At 38.8% G+C, this 17,696-nt stretch carries 18 protein-coding genes; all 18 read right to left on the bottom strand.

Annotated elements, in window-relative coordinates:
• Positions 1-432 precede the first annotated feature (432 nt).
• Complete coding sequence (locus ACFE93_RS13985; protein ID WP_094348841.1) at positions 433-600, bottom strand: CopG family transcriptional regulator; 168 nt, start codon at positions 598-600, stop codon at positions 433-435.
• 240 nt (positions 601-840) lie between these two features.
• Positions 841-1,131, bottom strand: a complete 291-nt coding sequence (locus ACFE93_RS13980) for a hypothetical protein (RefSeq protein ID WP_375473857.1) — start codon at positions 1,129-1,131, stop codon at positions 841-843.
• 28 nt (positions 1,132-1,159) lie between these two features.
• Entirely contained in the window at positions 1,160-2,500 is a 1,341-nt protein-coding gene (locus ACFE93_RS13975) for a DUF4910 domain-containing protein (RefSeq protein WP_375473856.1), read from the bottom strand.
• Positions 2,501-2,514: 14 nt separating this feature from the next.
• Positions 2,515-3,453, bottom strand: a complete 939-nt coding sequence (locus tag ACFE93_RS13970; protein WP_375473855.1) for an NAD-dependent epimerase/dehydratase family protein — start codon at positions 3,451-3,453, stop codon at positions 2,515-2,517.
• A gap of 40 nt (positions 3,454-3,493) precedes the next feature.
• On the bottom strand, positions 3,494-4,378 hold the full coding sequence (locus ACFE93_RS13965; RefSeq protein WP_375473854.1) for a hypothetical protein: 885 nt from the start codon (positions 4,376-4,378) through the stop codon (positions 3,494-3,496).
• A gap of 161 nt (positions 4,379-4,539) precedes the next feature.
• Positions 4,540-5,097, bottom strand: coding sequence for a dTDP-4-dehydrorhamnose 3,5-epimerase (gene rfbC, locus ACFE93_RS13960; protein ID WP_375473853.1), 558 nt, complete (start codon positions 5,095-5,097; stop codon positions 4,540-4,542).
• Between the two features lie 39 nt (positions 5,098-5,136).
• Positions 5,137-5,790, bottom strand: a complete 654-nt coding sequence (locus tag ACFE93_RS13955; protein ID WP_375473852.1) for a PIG-L deacetylase family protein — start codon at positions 5,788-5,790, stop codon at positions 5,137-5,139.
• A complete protein-coding gene (locus ACFE93_RS13950; RefSeq protein ID WP_375473851.1) occupies positions 5,787-6,584 on the bottom strand; it encodes a sugar phosphate nucleotidyltransferase in 798 nt (265 codons plus the stop codon). The genes ACFE93_RS13955 and ACFE93_RS13950 overlap by 4 nt, the downstream gene beginning before the upstream one ends.
• A 39-nt stretch (positions 6,585-6,623) precedes the next feature.
• Positions 6,624-7,889 (bottom strand): methyltransferase domain-containing protein, encoded by a 1,266-nt coding sequence (locus ACFE93_RS13945; protein WP_375473850.1) that lies wholly within the window; start codon positions 7,887-7,889, stop codon positions 6,624-6,626.
• A gap of 10 nt (positions 7,890-7,899) precedes the next feature.
• Positions 7,900-8,928 (bottom strand): NAD-dependent epimerase/dehydratase family protein, encoded by a 1,029-nt coding sequence (locus ACFE93_RS13940; protein ID WP_375473849.1) that lies wholly within the window; start codon positions 8,926-8,928, stop codon positions 7,900-7,902.
• Positions 8,929-8,931: 3 nt separating this feature from the next.
• Positions 8,932-10,917 carry a tetratricopeptide repeat protein gene (locus ACFE93_RS13935; protein WP_375473848.1) on the bottom strand — a complete coding sequence of 662 codons (1,986 nt, stop codon included), beginning with the start codon at positions 10,915-10,917 and terminating at the stop codon, positions 8,932-8,934.
• A 333-nt stretch (positions 10,918-11,250) separates the two neighbouring features.
• On the bottom strand, positions 11,251-13,269 hold the full coding sequence (locus tag ACFE93_RS13930; RefSeq protein ID WP_375473847.1) for a tetratricopeptide repeat protein: 2,019 nt from the start codon (positions 13,267-13,269) through the stop codon (positions 11,251-11,253).
• 589 nt (positions 13,270-13,858) lie between these two features.
• Positions 13,859-15,121 carry a calcium-binding protein gene (locus tag ACFE93_RS13925; RefSeq protein WP_375473846.1) on the bottom strand — a complete coding sequence of 421 codons (1,263 nt, stop codon included), beginning with the start codon at positions 15,119-15,121 and terminating at the stop codon, positions 13,859-13,861.
• Positions 15,122-15,229: 108 nt separating this feature from the next.
• The gene (locus tag ACFE93_RS13920; RefSeq protein WP_375473845.1) at positions 15,230-15,400 is read right to left on the bottom strand and encodes a hypothetical protein; all 171 of its coding nucleotides are present in this window, start codon (positions 15,398-15,400) and stop codon (positions 15,230-15,232) included.
• 6 nt (positions 15,401-15,406) lie between these two features.
• The gene (locus ACFE93_RS13915) at positions 15,407-16,669 is read right to left on the bottom strand and encodes a nif11-class peptide radical SAM maturase 3 (protein WP_375473844.1); all 1,263 of its coding nucleotides are present in this window, start codon (positions 16,667-16,669) and stop codon (positions 15,407-15,409) included.
• A gap of 92 nt (positions 16,670-16,761) precedes the next feature.
• On the bottom strand, positions 16,762-17,100 hold the full coding sequence (locus tag ACFE93_RS13910) for a hypothetical protein (RefSeq protein ID WP_375473843.1): 339 nt from the start codon (positions 17,098-17,100) through the stop codon (positions 16,762-16,764).
• A gap of 148 nt (positions 17,101-17,248) precedes the next feature.
• The gene (locus ACFE93_RS13905; protein WP_375473842.1) at positions 17,249-17,524 is read right to left on the bottom strand and encodes a hypothetical protein; all 276 of its coding nucleotides are present in this window, start codon (positions 17,522-17,524) and stop codon (positions 17,249-17,251) included.
• A gap of 24 nt (positions 17,525-17,548) precedes the next feature.
• Entirely contained in the window at positions 17,549-17,695 is a 147-nt protein-coding gene (locus tag ACFE93_RS13900) for a Nif11-like leader peptide family natural product precursor (protein ID WP_375473841.1), read from the bottom strand.
• Between the last annotated feature and the right edge of the window lies 1 nt (position 17,696).

Genomic DNA, 17,696 nt, shown 5'->3' with positions numbered 1-17,696 from the left:
AATATACTCCATTATCCCATACTGTATTGCACTCAATCAGGAACCGCTATATTCTACTGCACAGACCCAAGCAAATGGAGGTCGTTGTCATTGCCAAGCTTTTATTTATACCTTGTATTTTAGGTTGCCCAAAACGGTATGATTTTGAACCCTTAACAAGGCGATCGCAAAGCTGAGTGTTATAAATCCAGCAAAAACCCTCAATTCGTCCACGGACTTGCTTACCCTTGGCTGATTTATAACCAAGCACTATATTCAAAGCAAAAGTCAGAGCGAAGATTTCCTCGGCTCTGAACTTTGTAAGAGAGTATTCTTATTTAAATTCCCTAACTTTAGTTATAGGGATTCACTGTTAGCTGATAACTGTTAAGCAGCATATTTCACTGACAAATTAAGATGTACTTATCCTGTTTGATTTTTTTGCAGTCTGATTCACGAGGTTTCAGAGGCTTTTTCATCTTTAGGATAAAGAGAGCGAATTAACTCCCGAATTACATCAGTTGCTGGTCTGCCCGTTGTTGAACAGTATTGTTCAAGCTTCTGTGCCTCACCTGATGTGAGATTGATTGTAAGTCGTTTAACAGCCCATTTTTTATTCATGTACTAGACAAGGTATGTTTTTAAACTACTTCTCTAATATCAATCATCTAAACTGCTCTTACAATGGTATAAGTAATGACATTTAGTTCAAGTAATCATGAAGTTGAATAGGATATTTTTCCAAGCAATAGTCAAGAGATGAAGTTTATTCTAGATTATGAAGTTAAGCTACTTTGTGGGCAGTAATTATAAATTGAATGTAAAAATAATATTAAATATATCAATACAAAATAAGTATTCTCACAGAACAGTTGAGGATAATAATATAGAAAAAGTTGGCAGCCCTAGCAAATAGAATTCGCGGCTATACACATCAAACCCACCTCCAGGGGTTTTCAAGCCTGGATTTTCTTTTAGACTACCTGGTGAGAAGGACTTGCCTACATTTGTGTCGTAGCGAGTTTCATTTTCCCAATATTTTTCAAACTTAGTATACAGTTTCGTAAATTCATGACCAATTGAGGGTTTGAGTTTAAACGCAGAGGGACACAGAGTATAGCGCAAAGGAGCGCAAAGTTTGTTTGAGTCCATTCGCTACGAACTTCAGGGGTAGCTGTACTTAGTTGGTTTTAATTGTTAATAAGTCATGTGTTGATAATGTATCGGCAGCAGATTTAATCACATCAAATGACATTCCCGATCTTTCTGCAATATCTAATAAAGTATGCTGACCGTCAGATAAATTTAAAACCCACAGGATTGCCATTTCATTTAGTCCGCTATCTTTGTTACCACCAACTGTCCGATATATTCCTCTTTTACCTAACTGTGGCTCACATTTAGAATTTTTGTTGTAGTAGATTTCATTATTGTTAAGGATATACAACATTGAATTACATTGAAAGAATGACTCGGCAAGATATTGGGGTTGAACGAAATTTAAATCATCAGCTGAAGTATGGTATTCAGGAAAACTACCATGAGGCGATCGCATGAAGCAACCTACAGCTAAATTAAATCCAGGTGAGCAATATTGTCGCTCATCATAGCCATAGGGGAAGAAATCTATAATTTTGTGATCTTGTTTTGAGTTTTTGAGTACATAAGCAGCAACTTTATCGATTTCAGTGTCACCTCTACGGCTTTTTTTGTAGGTAAAGTTGCCTGAATCTCCTAAACAAGTTAATACTAAGCCATGTTTAATGTTATTGACTTTAGCTTCATTGAGAGCCAACCATGTAATTGAGCCAATGGTTCCAGGAATCCAGAGAAATCTATAGGAATATCTTGGTGTAGTTTGACTTAAATATTTAGCGATAAAAGTAGCGATCGCAATTCCCGAAAGATTATCATTACATAGTGAAGGATGACAGGCATGGCAAGAAATCAAGATTTCATCAGTACTGTCTCCTGGAATATAATACTCGCCATAACTCAAGTAACCAGGTTTTAGAGAAGAATCAATACATACTTCATATTCTTCATCTTCTAGTTGCAAATACTGATTGTGAGTCAGGCAAAAACCCCAACTTTCCTTGTAATATGAAGTTCGGTAAGGAATCCAATTAGGATAATCGACAAGTGTAAATAAATGTGATTTAAGTTCTTCAAGAGATAATTTTTGATGTATGGGAATGCTATAGTTAACAACGTGCAAATTTGAATTAGTAAAATCTACAATTTTTTCACCTTGAGAGTTTTTAATATAGGCATCTTTAATATTCCATTCATTAGGGACTGTCCAATCAAAAACCTCTGTTCCTGTCGGCACTTCATGAACTGACAAAGGAATATACTGCTGGAGGATTTTTAAAGTTTCTCTAAAACCATTACCTGTAATACTACGGCAAATGGGATATAAATCAGAAATTAGTTGGTAAATTTCTAGACTGATATCCTTGAGGTTCAAAGAATTTTTTAGATCAATTAAATTAATATTTTGAAGTCTATCTGCAACCATAAGTAGAATCCTTGTTAACTGGGGTATCCAATCTTTTGTTGATGTTTTGTATACCAATTTACAGTCAATTCCAAGCCCTTTTTTAGAGGAGTTGAAGATTGCCAACCCAGTTTATCGTATGTATAAGCCGTATCAGCTACTCTTATTTTTTCCATCGGCCGCTCAGGTAAAGCACCAAATAGTGGCTGGATTTGAGGGTTGACCAGATTAACAAGCTGGGACACAACTGCATGAATGGGTACTAGTTCTCCCGAACCTAAGTCGAATGTACAACCCTCTACACTAGGAACTTGTGTTGCAGCGAGAAGTCCTGCAATCACGTCATCGATATAAATCCAATCAACTTGACGCTTTCCACTACTAAGTTTTGGAGCTTGCCCTTGCAACAAGGAAAGAATAACAGAAGGAACGATCTTATACACATTTTGCCCTGGCCCATAGGTCATAAAGGGTCTAACAAGAACTACAGGTGTCTGATAGAGTCGATGGAACATCCGACCATAATTACTACTAGCAAATTTAGCAATAGCGTAAGGAGAAGAAGGAACTACTTCAGGACGATCTTGTTCTGGTTCCTCTAAAGAAGCTATTAACACAATGCGACTACAGCCAATTTCGGCAGCTACCGTCAATAAGTTAATAGTACTAGTCAGTAAACTGTGAAAGGTAGGCAATATGAACTCTAGATTAGGAACTGCTGTTACAAGACCGGATAAATGGAAGATTACGTCAGGTTTAATGCTGTGGAAAAGATTTTGAACAAACTTAATGTCTTCCATGTCACCGTGCCACCATCGCAAGCAGCTGATATCAGAAGTATGAAAATTGCGAGAAACAGCATGTACTTCTGCACCATTGTGACATAAATGACGGACTAAATGAGATCCTAGAAATCCGCTAGCACCTGTAATCAGTATTGTTTGTCCAGACAATTTTTCAACAGAGTTCACCATTTATTGCTCATAGACTGGAGTTTGGAAAACAAAAGTTCTTCTACAAGAGATTGTTTGTTGTAGACAACAACAATGTGTCAGTAATCGGGTAGAAATCAGTGCCTCGTAAGAAGTCGCCTAAAGAAGTTCCTGTACAAGCTGAATCAATATTTGGCGCACCCTTTTGAGCTATGACATCATCAAAATGTACAGTTCTAAAGTCAATACTGAAACGGGTATAGCCTGATGTGTTGGGAATAGTGGAGTGCATCTGCGCTCCTGAAAACAGAATCATGCCACCGACTTGTGTAATTAACCGCAATTGCGGCTCCATTTCTAAAGTTTCTTCCGCATGGGGTTGCTTGCGCGTATCTGTTTTAATGTGCTGTGCCGCATTTTTGCGACTTTCTTTAATCCACTGAGCGTAGTTATAATCTCTTGAGCTATTCTTAACTGGTTGACTCCAGTAGCGCGGATGGAATGCCATCGCATTCTCTGGGGTAATATCGTAGACAGGAATCCACCAGTTGATCTGGCATAGAGGAGCAGAGTACCAGGTGTCACGATGAGGATGAAAAGCGTAAGCAATACCAGCAGTCAGATAGCGATCGCTGGTTGCTGTTCTCAGGCGAGGTACATCGAAATAGGTTTTGTTCAAGTCACATCCACTTTGTTTCAAGATGCCTTGAATGAGTTGTTTAGATTCAGGGTGATGGATAAAAGCTGGCTTGAGTTGTGCCAAAATCTCAACATATTTCTCTACAGGCAGACTATGTTGTGCTTCTCTCGGATCTAAAGGGGCAAACGCTTCTTCAAGCATACCACGAGCAAAATCACATAGAGCGATCGCACTGGCGCAAGGAGAAAAGACAAACATTTGTCCATTATAAAGATGCTTGCGTCTGATTTCATCACTAAAAATCGAATCAAAATAAATTGTATTCACTTCGCTCCTCATCTGCTGTAACAAAGTTTGAACACAGTGTTAAGTATGAAACTCAAAATTCAATTTTTCAAATTCTGATTTTCTCTGTCTCTGCGCCTCTGTGCGATTCTAATCCTACATTCACTCAGCAACTATATATTTTTAAATTGCCTTTAAAAGTCTTACGTCACCGTAGGCGTTACAATTTTTTCCGATTCAAATAAACTCCAAGCCCGATCTTTATCCGAAATTTCAGTTACTGACAGAGGCCATTGAATACCAAAAGCTGGGTCATCATAGCGATACCCGCCAGCATATTCTGGTGCATAAAAGTCACCCATTTGATACATCACCTCCGTCTCATCGCTTAGAGTTTGAAAACCGTGAGCACACCTATCTGGGATATAGAGAGCAAGACGATTTTCAGCAGTTAACTCTATACCAATATGAGATAAATAGCTAGGAGAATCTGGACGCAAATCGATAATTACATCATAAATAGCTCCTTTGATGCAACGCACCAATTTTGTTTCCTGAGAAGGAGGCATTTGATAATGCATACCCCGCAACGTTCCTTTTTTATAGTTAAAAGATAAATTGCATTGGGCAATAGTAGGTTTTAAACCACGATTTTGAAATTCTTGAGTACAGAAACTCCGAGCAAAAAAGCCCCGAATATCTCGGTGCAGTTCTAAATCAACAATAAATGCTTCTTTTATTTTAGTTTCAGTAAATATCATAAATTTACAAACATAAGGGAAAATCCAAATTCTAATTTTTTAGAAAAACATTTTTCGACAGTAAAATGCTTCAGCATATTTACTCGGTGAATTTGATTCAATCCCACGAATTCTGAGAATTGAACGAAAAGTCTCTTCTGTAAACCACTGCTTATTATTCTGGGTAGCGAACGCATCCAAAATATATTGAATTTTTCGACGGCAGAGTGTTTCATTTAAATGAACAAAGAAATTAGGAATACCCAAATCACCATCATATTTGGGTATTTCATATTCCAAAATTAAATGATTTCTAAAAGTATTCCAAGTTAAGTCAGAAATTAAGCGGTGATCTTGGTGGCGATCGTCTCGATGATGAGTAAAGATTATATCTGGTGAAAATTCTTGCTTCAACTGTTCAAAGCATTCCTTCACCTCTATCCCTTGAAAAGGTAGAAAGCCATCTCGAAAATTTTTAATGATAATTTTCTTAACTGGGATTTCTTTTAAGAAAAGACTAGCACTTGTGGTTGCTTCCTCTGCTCTTTGCTCATTGGAACTAAAGACAACCCAATAGATAACAACGTGTTGGTAATTCTCTATCAGTTTTAAGATTGTGCCTCCACAACCAATCTCGATATCATCACAATGAGAACCGAGGCAAAGAATTTTGTACTCAGATTCTTCTGTCTTATTCAACCTAAGTTGGATCATACATGGTCGACTTCTAGTTGTTGATCTCCCCAAACTTCCCAAGGTCTTTTACCTTGAGCATACATATCATCCAACTGTTGTTTCTCTTTAAACGTATCCATTACTCCGAAAAAGCCAGTGTATTTATACGCAAAAAGTTCTTCTTTGGCAATCAATCTTTGAAAAGGCTCAAGGACAAGTTCTTCACCATAATTTATATAGTTAAAAATCTCTTTTTTAAAGATAAAATATCCTCCATTAATCCAAATATCACGTTGTTTTACCTCTTCGATATTTTGTACCAACCCATCCTCGTTCATATCAACTAGGTGAAAACTTTGGCTTGGTCTAACACACAAAAAACTACCGATTTTATCACGTTGATAAAAATTATTAATATAAGTTGGTAAATGTAAGTCTGTCAAACCGTCACTGTAGTTAGCTAAAAATACTTCTTCTCCTTCTAAATATTTTTCTACTGCCTTGAATCTTTGTCCAATGTTGGCAGTTAACCCTGTATCTACAAATGTGATATTCCAATCTTGAATATCCCGATTAAACAACTCTATTTTGCTTCCATTGGAAAGGCTAAAGTTATTAGAAAGCCATTCATTGTAATTCAAAAAATAGCTTTTAATTAGGTCAGCCTTGTAACCAAGACATAAGATAAAATCTTTGTGCCCATAGTGAGCATAGTATTTCATTACGTGCCATAATATAGGTCTATAACCAATATTCACCATTGGTTTAGGAATACTTTCTGAATACTCTCTCATTCTCGCTCCTAAACCACCGCAAAATAAAACTACTTTCATATCAATTACCTCTTTTTGACGATCGACAATATTAAATACTTAAGAGTAAACATTAACTTCAGGAATTGGTACAACAAATTGGCCTCCCCAATCCCGAATGTAAGCTATTTGTGTCATAATTTCATTTTTCAGATTCCAGGGCAAAATTAGTATATAGTCAGGCTTTGTTTCAGCAATTTTGTCTGGATGAAAAATCGGAATATGAGTTCCTGGTAAAAATTGACCCTGTTTATAAGGATTACGGTCTACTGTATAGTCAAGAAAATCTGTGCGGATACCGCAATAGTTTAAGAGAGTATTTCCCTTACCTGGAGCACCGTAACCAACAATCGATTTTCCCTCCCGCTTAATTTCGATCAAAAAATCTAATAAGTTACGTTTAGTTTCTTTAACTTGTTCTCCAAAGGAAAAATAGTATTCTAATTGCGTAAAACCAGCCGCTTCTTCTCTATTTTTCAGTTCTGATACTTGGTCGCTAATAGGTTTAGAATAATCTTCATTATGGCGCGCATAAATTCTCAAAGAACCACCATGAGTAGTTAATTCTTCTACATCAAAAATTGTCAAACCGTGAGCAGCAAAAATCTTGTCTACAGTAAGAAAGGAAAAATAAGAGAAATGCTCATGGTAAATAGTATCAAACTGATTTTCCTCGATTAACCGCATCAAGTGGGGAAACTCCATAGTAATTACACCATGCGGTTTGAGGATAATTTTCATTCCCTTGACAAAATCATTCAGATATGGTGTATGAGCAAGGACATTATTTCCGAGTAATAAATCTGCCTGTTTGCTCTTAGCAACCTGTTCTTTTGCTATCTCCTGACCAAAAAATTTGACAATTGTAGGAATACCTTTTTTAATTGCTACCTCAGCAACATTTGCTGCTGGCTCTATTCCCAGCGCCGGGATGCTTTTGGCAACAAAGTATTGCAGCAAGTAGCCATCATTACTAGCAATTTCTATTACTTGACTTTCCTGGTTTAATTGGAAACGTTCTACTACCAAATCAACATATTTTTTGGCGTGTTGTAACCAGCTATCAGAGTATGAAGAGAAATAAGCATAGTCGCTAAAAATATTTTCTGGGCTAATGTATTCTTGGAGTTGAACTAAAAAACACTTCTCACAAACATAGACATGTAGAGGATAAAATGGCTCTACTTCATTGAGTTGTTTGAGACTGCGATAACTTTCGCAGGGAGGAGACATACCTAAATCTACGAAGGTATGATGTAACCCTGTCCCACAGAATAGACAGTTACCAGTTATTAGTTGATTCTTTGTTGGCTGTAGTAAATTCATAACTTATATTTTAAACAGTCTGCCAGAAGAAATCTCGATCGATTTGCTGAGTGCGAATGAGATATTCCAGTTGTTTCAGACGAGTAAAGCCTCTAGACTCAAATGTTTCTCTATCCATATCAATTTGCTGGAAGACATTATAGAGTTGTTGGGCACCGCGCTGGGCATCCCATTCACATTTGAATCCTGGTAAATTTTGGTTAATTTTATGAAATAAAACCCGATAGCTGCGGTTGTCAGGATCGTGTTTGCCAAAGCTCAATTGACAATCTGTAAAGACATCTGCAACTATTTGAGCAATTTGTTTGACTTGATAGTTGCTATTTGTATCACCGACATTAAAAATTTGGTTGTGAATTACATCGCGTGGAGCTTCTAAGGTACAGATAATTGCTTTGCAGATATCCAACAGATGCACTAGGGGACGCCAAGGTGTACCGTCGCTGTTCATCTTGATTTCTTTAATTGTCCATGCCCAACCTGCTAGATTGTTTAAGACAATATCAAAGCGCATTCTCCCAGAGGCACCATAGGCTGTAGCATTTCGGAGAAAGGTGGGAGAAAAGCTGTCATCAGCAAGGAGTTTCACATCCTGTTCGACAAGTGCTTTGCATTTGGCATAAGCTGTTTGGGGATTGATGGTAGACTCTTCGCTAACGTAGTCTTCAGTGGCAAAACCATAGACACTGCATGACGAAGTGTAGACAAAGCGTTGGATTCCAGCTGCTTTCGCCAGTTTCGCTAAATGTACTGAACCTTTGTGATTGATATCGTAGGTGATATCAGGGGCTAACTGACCTAAAGGGTCGTTAGAGAGTTCTGCCATGTGTACTACTGCTTCCACGCCTTGCAGGTCTTCTATTGTAATCTGACGGATGTCTTTGTTGAGGGTTTTGGCAGTTACTTTAGTGCTGTTATATAGCCAACCTACTTTATAAAAGCCAGTATCCAAACCAATAACTTCATGACCTTCTTGGATTAACAGGGGAGCTAATAACGAGCCGATATAACCTTCAGTTCCAGTTACAAGTACTTTCATATCCTATGGTGCGATCGCAGTTTGTGGGGATTTTAATTCAGTAAGAATATTGTCTGGAATATTTTCTCCCGGAATAGCAAGCAACTTGGCAGCAATCTCATCTCTGAGGGGAGCGGCTTCATCTTGAGTCAACCAGGCAAATAACTTTGCTACCGCTTCAGGAGACCGATCGATTTTTAGAGCTTCTTGGAGCATACGCAAAGCACCAGTCAGATTACCAGCTTTGAGAGGAATGATTACTCTCCTTTCTAGAAGATATTCAAAGTTATAGCTACGGGCTTTTGCTGTAATCTCTGTACAAACATCAGCCGGAAGATAGCTCTCTGTAATCTCGATGGCACGGCGAAGAAATACTGCGTGATTTCCTGTCAAAAAAAGCTTATTCGACATTTTGTTAGTATATAAATTTGTATCTAGGCGATAACAAGCCAAAATTTCTGGTTCATACCAACAATCATAAAAAGTAGCAATACGTTTACACAGTTCCCACCCGTTAAGATCGTTCAACTCAGAGCAATATCCCCCTAGTTTTTCATAGGTTTGCCGACGAACAACTATTGCCGAGGGTCTCAACGGATTTGTCACTACAATCTGTGACAGCCAATCTTGAATAATACCTCTGTCTTCTCCATACCAGTAAAAAATATCTCCTTTGGAAACAAACACCCCTTTTTCGTCAATATTATCAAAACCTGTGAAAGCTGCTCCAACAGAATCCGAACAATCCTCTAAACTCTTCTTGAGTTGGGAATAAAAACCAGGGAGAACATAATCATCATCGTGAAGTATGTGAATCCATTGCCCTCGACTGAGTGTAATACCTGTGTTATGGTTTCCCACTAACCCAATATTTTGCGAATTGCGGTAGTAGCTTACTATACCTCTGCCAATAGCATTCACTAGATCAAAGAGTGGCGGCGTACTGCCATTGTCCATTACTAAAATTTCCATCTCCTCTTCGCCAGTCCATTGTGCTAAAACACTAGCCAGACATTCGAGAAGATAGTCAGTACGTTGATATGCAAGAATCACCACACTCCAGAATGGCCTCTTCTTTTCACTAGCTGCAACTGCTGGAATCTTAGGAAACTTATAGTTTCTCACAATTACCTCTCCTTGAGGAAGTTCCGGTGTAATCGGTACTTCCTCAGCGTTTTCGGTTCTTGGTTCAGCTATAAATGCTTTGAGGTACTGGGGATTGGTGAGCTTTAACCCTTGTTGATAGGCAGCGATTGCCTCTGGTAATTTGTTTTGGTCTTGGTAAATTTTGCCTAATTTGAAGTAAATTTCTCCATTGTGAGGATTCAGTTCCAATATTTTTTGATAAGAGACTATTGCCTCTTCCATATCACCTTGTTCTTGAAGCGCAACTCCCAAGTTATAGTGAGCATCTAGTAAATCAGGCTGTAAAGCGATCGCAGCTCGATAGAAAGCCACAGCAGTTTTCAAATCTCTTGCTTGTTTCCGGGCAACACCCAACTGGTTATTCAATTGAGCATAGTAGATTTGTTGTTCTTTTGAAAGCTGGCCTTGGGCGTAGAGTGCATTACCCAAATTTGCCTCGGCTTCTGTAAAGTCTGGCTTCAACTCTAGGGCTTTTTGATAGTAGTTAATTGCTTCATCAAATAGTCCTTGTTGTTGCAGAGCATAGCCCAAGTTGTTGTAAATTGGCAGTGAGTCAGGTCGTAGAGCTAAAGCTTGACGATAAGCGATCGCTGCTTGTGAGAACTGCTCTTGAGCTAAAGACAAATTACCTAAACTAAACCAAGCTTTAACAGAATCTGGTTGCACCTGAACGGTAGCACTCAAAAACTGCTCTGCCACCGCCAACTGACCGTTTTGCTGCGCCAGCATACCTAATCCGTATAAAGCCTCAGGGTGGTCTGGTTGTTCTGCCAGTATCTGATGATAACTCTGTTCAGCCTGGGCTAAACGATTGGCGCGATGATGCTGCACAGCAAGTTGGAGGTTTGAAGAAATGGTGTTCATATCAGTTTTTGAAAAGAGCAACATTAAGAACGTGATAAAATATGGTTGTTTATGAGGGTTTCAACCGTTTTCCGATATTCCTTTGCAAATTTTTCTCTGGTGTGATTAGCTCTAGCAAACTCCCATGTTTGTTCGAGGGCTTCAGTAAGCATTGTCATATAAATTCTCTTTTGTTATGAACATTATTCAAGTTGTCGCTCTACAACCCAAGTTGCTAGTTATCAAAAAGTACCTTTACTTAATTACAACATTTTATTTTTTGGTATTTAGCAATACTTTAAAACTAGCTTTTTTTATCAGAAATGATACAGTTTATAGACACTAACTAGCAACTCACGTTACACAATTATTCAAAGGTAGTGAGGTCAACCTTAAGGCGATCTCATCCCGTAACGGAGCTGCGCTATCTTGTTCCAACCAAGCGAATAAGTTTGCCAATGCTTGAGGAGAGCGATCAATTTTGAGAACTTCTTGAATTGTGCGAAAAGCTCCAGCAATATGACCAGCTTTTAAAGGAATTTCTATATCTGCTAAACAACTAATAAAGTAATGTCTACGTGATTTTGCCGTAATTTCTGCACAAAACTCAGCCGGAAGATAGCTCTCAGAAATCTCAATAGAAAGACGGATCGATGCTACCCGCTCTCCAGATAAGGAAAGTTCAGTTCTCATACTTTGGGAATGCACACGATAATGAACCAAAATTTCTGGCTCGTACCACCAATCATAGAAAGTGGTAATCCGTTTATAAAGTTCCCAGTCGAGAGTAGAGGTTAATTCTGGATGATATCCACCTAGCCGTTCATAAGTTGTTCGACGAATCACAACAGCAGGCGGATTCAATGGGTTTGCTACACCAACATATAGCAATAAATCTGAAACTATACCTCTATTTTGCCCGTACAATTGTTGGCGGAAAGTAATTTCTCTTGTCTCATTGATATTTTCATAACCTGTAAAAGCTGCTCCAACGGAATCTGGACAACCTTCTAGACTCTGCTTGAGGCGAGTATAAAAACCTGGCAACACATAGTCATCATCATGAAGTAAATGAATCCACAATCCTCGACTATTACTAACTCCTGCATTCCAAGTTCCTTGCTGTCTGAGATTTTGGGGATTACGGTAATAGCGTACTATTCCTCGCCCGATCGCATTTACTAGTTGATATAGAGGTGGTGTACTTGCATCATCAATCACAAGTATTTCCATTTCTTCAGTTCCTGACCATTCAGCTAGGACGCTGACCAAACACTCTAGCAGATAGTCAGTACGTTGATATGCAGGAATAACCACACTCCAAAAAGGTCGCTTATCTCCTGTTTCGGATACTGGAGGGATTAGTGGAAAGTAATACTTACCTATTTGCACCTCCCCTTGAGAATACAGAGGAGTTACTGATATTTCATCTGTGTTCTCAAGTGCTTGGGTAGCTGCTAATGCTTTAGCATAGTGGGGATTAATCAGCTTTAACCCTTGTTGATAAGCAGAAATCGCCTCTGTAAAATTGTTCTGCTGTTGGTAAATTGCACCTAACTTGAGGTAAGCTTCTCCATAGTTGGCATTAAGTTCCAAGGTTCGTTGATAGCAAATAATCGCCTCTTCTAATTCTCCTTGTGCTTGCAGCGCCAACCCCAAGTTATAATGAGCTTCTAACAAATCTGGCTGTAGTGCGATCGCTTGCTTGTGACAAGTAATAGCATTTTTCAAATCAAGAGCTTTTTTCCGGGCAATACCCAATTGATTATTTAATTGTGCATAGTGCATTTGTTGATTGCTGGAGAGCTTACCTTGAGCGTATAACGCATTGCCCAAACTAACCTCTGCTTCTATAAAGTCTGGCTTTAACTCTAGAGCTTTTTGATAATAGTTAATTGCTTCTTCAAATAATCCTTGTTGTTGCAGAGTATAGCCCAAGTTATTGTAAATTGGCAGTGAGTTAGGTAATAAAACTAAAGCTTGCCGATAAGCTTTCTCTGCTTCTGAAAACTGTTCCTGAGCTAAACGTAAATTACCTAAACTGAACCAAGTCTTAACAGAATCTGGTTGAACTTGCGAAGCTGCACTTAGCCACTGTTCAGCAGTTTGGGGTTGTCCCATCTGCTGCGCTAACATCCCTAAACCATATAAAGCTTCGGGGTTGTCAGGTTGTTTTTCCAAAACTTGAATATATAGCAGTTCTGCTTCCACTAAACGATTGTCTCGTTGCTGTTGAACTGCTAGTTCGAGGATTTCAGCTACTTCTGTTTTATCTAGCAATTCAGCTTCATCCTTTTGACCTGACTGATGCTTCTGTACTGCAATTTCAATAAGAGATTTAATTTTAGATTCTGAAATATTTGTAGTATCCATAATTATGTAGTATCTATAACTATATTTAATTTGATATTAGATTGTTATAGATTACTATAACTTTAGAATGATAAGTGATAACTATTAATAAAATATTTTACCTGTTTTTGCCTGTATAAGAAAATAAGGTTATTAAATTAAGATAAAAGAAAGGTTTTGTCAACAGTATGGGCGAGAAATAGGAAGCATCTCAAATGTGCAAGTTTATTTTTATACAGTATTTGGACTTAGGCAGAGAATGAAATAACGAACCGTATACTCCTACAGAGAAGCAAGCTACGCGCAGCGTCTCGTTAGAGAAGGACGCAAAGAAAAGAGGTTTGTACAGGTTTTTTGTATCAATCCTGTGTCTTTTGGCTTGCATTGGGATGCTCCTGAGAAATAAGCCTTAAATTAGTAATAAAAAATTACCAACTCAAGTAATTTCAATGCGTACACTATAGGGGTTACTGTTGGCAAAATCTCTTCTAGAAAAGGTATTGACATTTTCTTGTGCAATCAGATTTTTTACTCACCTAATTTTTTTGACTCAGAGGCTTGGAAATCAGAGTCTGTTAGGGAATAAAACGAGCAATTAGCCTTAAGCAAATTATATTACCGAGCTAATGTCACTGGCACTCAGGTTTGAAAATAGTATGCTTTGTTGAGGATTATTAATAAGAGACAAAGAATTAACGAGAGACAAAGAATTTAAGGTGAGAAGAGCGCCATCATTGGTATCTGTGATGTTACCTCGACTTCCCCAGCCATCTAATACAAGCTTATCAACACCAACCTGAAAATCTTGAATGACATCAAAGTCTTTTTTCAACAAGGTATCGCTACGTTTGAAAGTAAATGTATCATTACCATCGCCACCAATTAAGACATCATTACCACTACCACCATTCAGAGTATCATTGCCTTTACCGCCATAGAGTGTATCATTGCCATCGCCACCATTTAGCAAATCATTACCTTGGCCGGCGTCGAGGTCATCATTACCTCTGTTTCCAGATAGCTTATCATCTCCCAAGCTGGCATAAAGTTTGTCCGCCCCGTTGCTTCCCGTCAGATTATCCTTCTGAATCGTGCCATAGATAACATCTTTACCCAGGTTGCCGATTAAAGTATCTCCTGCCAATTCAACAGAACTAGTATTAATTTTGACTATAGTTAGGTTGGTATTGCGATTAAAATTCCGCTCATAAGTACCAACAGCACTACCATTCAGGAAGTCAGTACCATTGTCGCCATCAATATCAGAATCTTTATCACGACTGTCGATTGTGACATTGCGACTACGACCAAATGTTAGATTGCCGATTTGCTCGGAGGAGACTAATTTACCCTGAACGCCAAAATAATCTAAAACTTTAGCCTTGTTAGGATTTGTGGTATCTAATACCAAAAAAGTGGTTGTAGACTGACCCTTGTTATATTCAACGTCAGGATTTTCAATTTCTTTAGCTGTCAGTTCTAAATCTGCTGAAAAATCAAAAGAGAAATCTTCATTACGGCCAACCGCAAAACTAGCAAGTACTTTTGCTTCGCTGTTGGAAGTACCTTCAAACTGACCACTTAATCCAACGACAGCAGCCTGAGTGAAAAGTGATGAAAAAGTTGGGTCAAAACTTGCTTGAGCCTCAGCAATTGCAGCAGTTACCCCACCTTTAACTAATGTGTCTGCCTGGGTAGCAGTTAAAATGCTTGCAGTACCTTCACTATAATTAGAAAAAGTAGCATCCCCTTCAGCGGTAACAAAATTAGGACTAGGATCGGGCTTGGGATCGGGCTTATTATTGAGATTAACTCTACCATTGAAAGAAAGTAACTTTTGAGGTGTTAGTCTTAGACTTACTCTTGATGCCATAAAAAACCTGTGTTGATTTTGTGAGTTAACAAATTTGCGCGTAAATATTCGGGGAGTAATTCTCTCCTAATTTACGAGCTAAATCTCTCAATATCCCTAATGAAATTATCAGCTTTTATCCAGGACTTGCTTTGCTTTTAACAGCACTTTTAAATAGCTTAATTGACTATTCCAACCTGAACGTGGAAGCAGGGAGATTTTTTCTAATTCTGGAGATGGTAATGACTCAAGGTCAGTTTTGTTCTCTGGAATTGTGGTAATTTCTGAATTTTCTGCCATGATTTATTATCTGACAATAGAGTAATGAAATTCAGGTTCTTGTTGCCAACTTTCCGACCACTGAATACTGTCAGCAGTAAAGTATAATCGATCGCTTGCTGGCAATAAAGTATCTGTAGACTCGACAATTAGCTCAAATTCGCCATTATCAAATGGCAATCCTTGCGCCTTGACTTTGGGAACTACACGCTCTCTCATACCTTGTTTGGCATGAACAAGAGCGCGATGATGACAGTAAGGATTATTACCTCTCTTATTAAAGAAAACATGGGCAGTCCAACTGCAACCCCCACGACAAAGTTCAGCATATTCGCAGGTTTTACAGAAACTCCACAGGTGTTTTGTGCCTTCAGGTGTTCCTGCTCCTAAATTGAAGCGTAGTTCTTCTGCACCTTCGATAATATCATGCAAGGTCTGTTCTCGAATATTACCACCTGTATAGGCAGTAGTCGGTAATGAGGGACAAGCCTTAATTGCTCCGTCAGCTTCAATTCCCAAAGTGGAGAGTCCTGCACCGCAACCTTGCCAAAATGAGAATTCATGCTCATTTCCCCGTCCCCGCAACAGTCGTTCATAAGGGCCGTAGTAACCAATGTTGTTTCCCGCCTGAAGTTGCACACCTTCTTGGTAAGCACGACGCGCCACACGGGCAAGCATGGGGTAAATATCTAACAGTTCATGGGGTTGGAGGAGGATATCTGCGTTATCGGCTGCATTTCCCATTGGTACAGTTAGCTGAACTTGCCAAGCACGAGCACCAGCATCACGAATGCACTCATAGATGCACGGAAACTCTGGCGCTGACAAGCGGTTAATTTGGGTGTTGCAACCGAAAGAAATACCCACTTCTCGTAGATGACTCATGGTTTTAAATGCATATTTCCAAGAGCCTTTCTTTCCCCGCAGGCGGTCATGAGTTGCTTCCAAGCCATCAATAGAAACAGAGACGCTACAAATTCCTGCTTCCTTCATTTTTTGGGCGGTTTCTAAGGAAATGCCATAGCCACCTGTAGTCATACCACATAACATCCCCGCCTCGTTGATCGCTTTGGCAATTTCCAGCCAGTCTGGACGCAGAAATGCTTCACCACCAATGAGAGTAACTTCTTTAATTCCAACTTCTGCCATCTGCTTGACGAGATCCAAAGCTTCCTCTGTGGAAAGTTCTTTGGTGCGTTCATGTCCTGCACGGGAACCACAGTGACTACAAGCTAGATTGCACTTTAAGGTAATTTCCCAAACTGCATAGCTTTTGCGGTGATATGTCATGTTAACTCTCAATCTCGGTTTTAGAAAAAAGTTTACTTTACTCAGTGGTGAATGCTGAGTAAAGTAGAAAATACTCGTCCAAAAGTCTGGTTTTAGAACCAATTAGTTGCAATTACAAAACCACTTGCAGTCGCACTGTTTTTAGAGAATTTGGATTTAAATCTCTTAATTACTAAAGAAGCATTACCCTGGGCTGTTACTTTAGCCGTAGTATGAGCGCCTACTGCCCTGGCGAATCCTGTACCTTTTGCTGTCAAACCATCACTTGTTGCTGTGGAACTACTAATTGCACTAGCATATTTTGACCCTGAAGCAAATGCCTTAGATGTGATAGTGACTCTAGCAGAACCTAAAATCAACTCGTCTTTTGTAACACTCTCTAAATAACATAAATCATGGATATCCATAGTTAAATGAGCCTTTTTCAACATTACTTGGATCTTTGGAAAGTTATGAAATTAATTAGAAAACCTCTTTACTATGGCAGAGAAGTTTTTACTATGTGGGTTTCATAACTTATCACTATTGTAGGGTGTATTAGGGACGTAATACATTCTACGTCTTCATCATTTTATCGGGTTATTGTACTTCTGGTTGGACAACTGCTCCGTATGACGCTTGTACAGGCGAACCGATTACTTTGCCATACAGGGGCTGTGGTTGTGGCAATGGCTTTGGACATGGTCTGGGAATCCATTTAATTGGTGGTTTTGCACAGTCTTTGGGAGGTGGTGAAACTACAGCACCATACAATGGTTGAGCAACTTTATCATTAGTGCTTGTAAGCCCACCAAAGGCCCCCACTAATTCCTCTTCGCTGAGATCATCAAACTGACCTAATTCTTTTAATTCCAATATTTGAATAGAGGCTGTTTCAAATTATTCTTGAGAAAAATTATAGCCACCTTCTTCCATGACTTTGATTACTTCGTCGATTTGATCGCTCATTAATTGAGCGCGAAAAGCTTCGTCTTTGACGAGTCTGATGATGAATCTTTTGACTTTTTCTAAAATTTCTAGAGACATC

It is taken from the genome of uncultured Nostoc sp., assembly GCF_964247315.1.
Lineage (GTDB): Bacteria > Cyanobacteriota > Cyanobacteriia > Cyanobacteriales > Nostocaceae > Nostoc.
The sequence above is the reverse complement of the archived record's forward strand: the minus strand, read 5'-3'. Positions and strand labels throughout refer to the sequence as shown.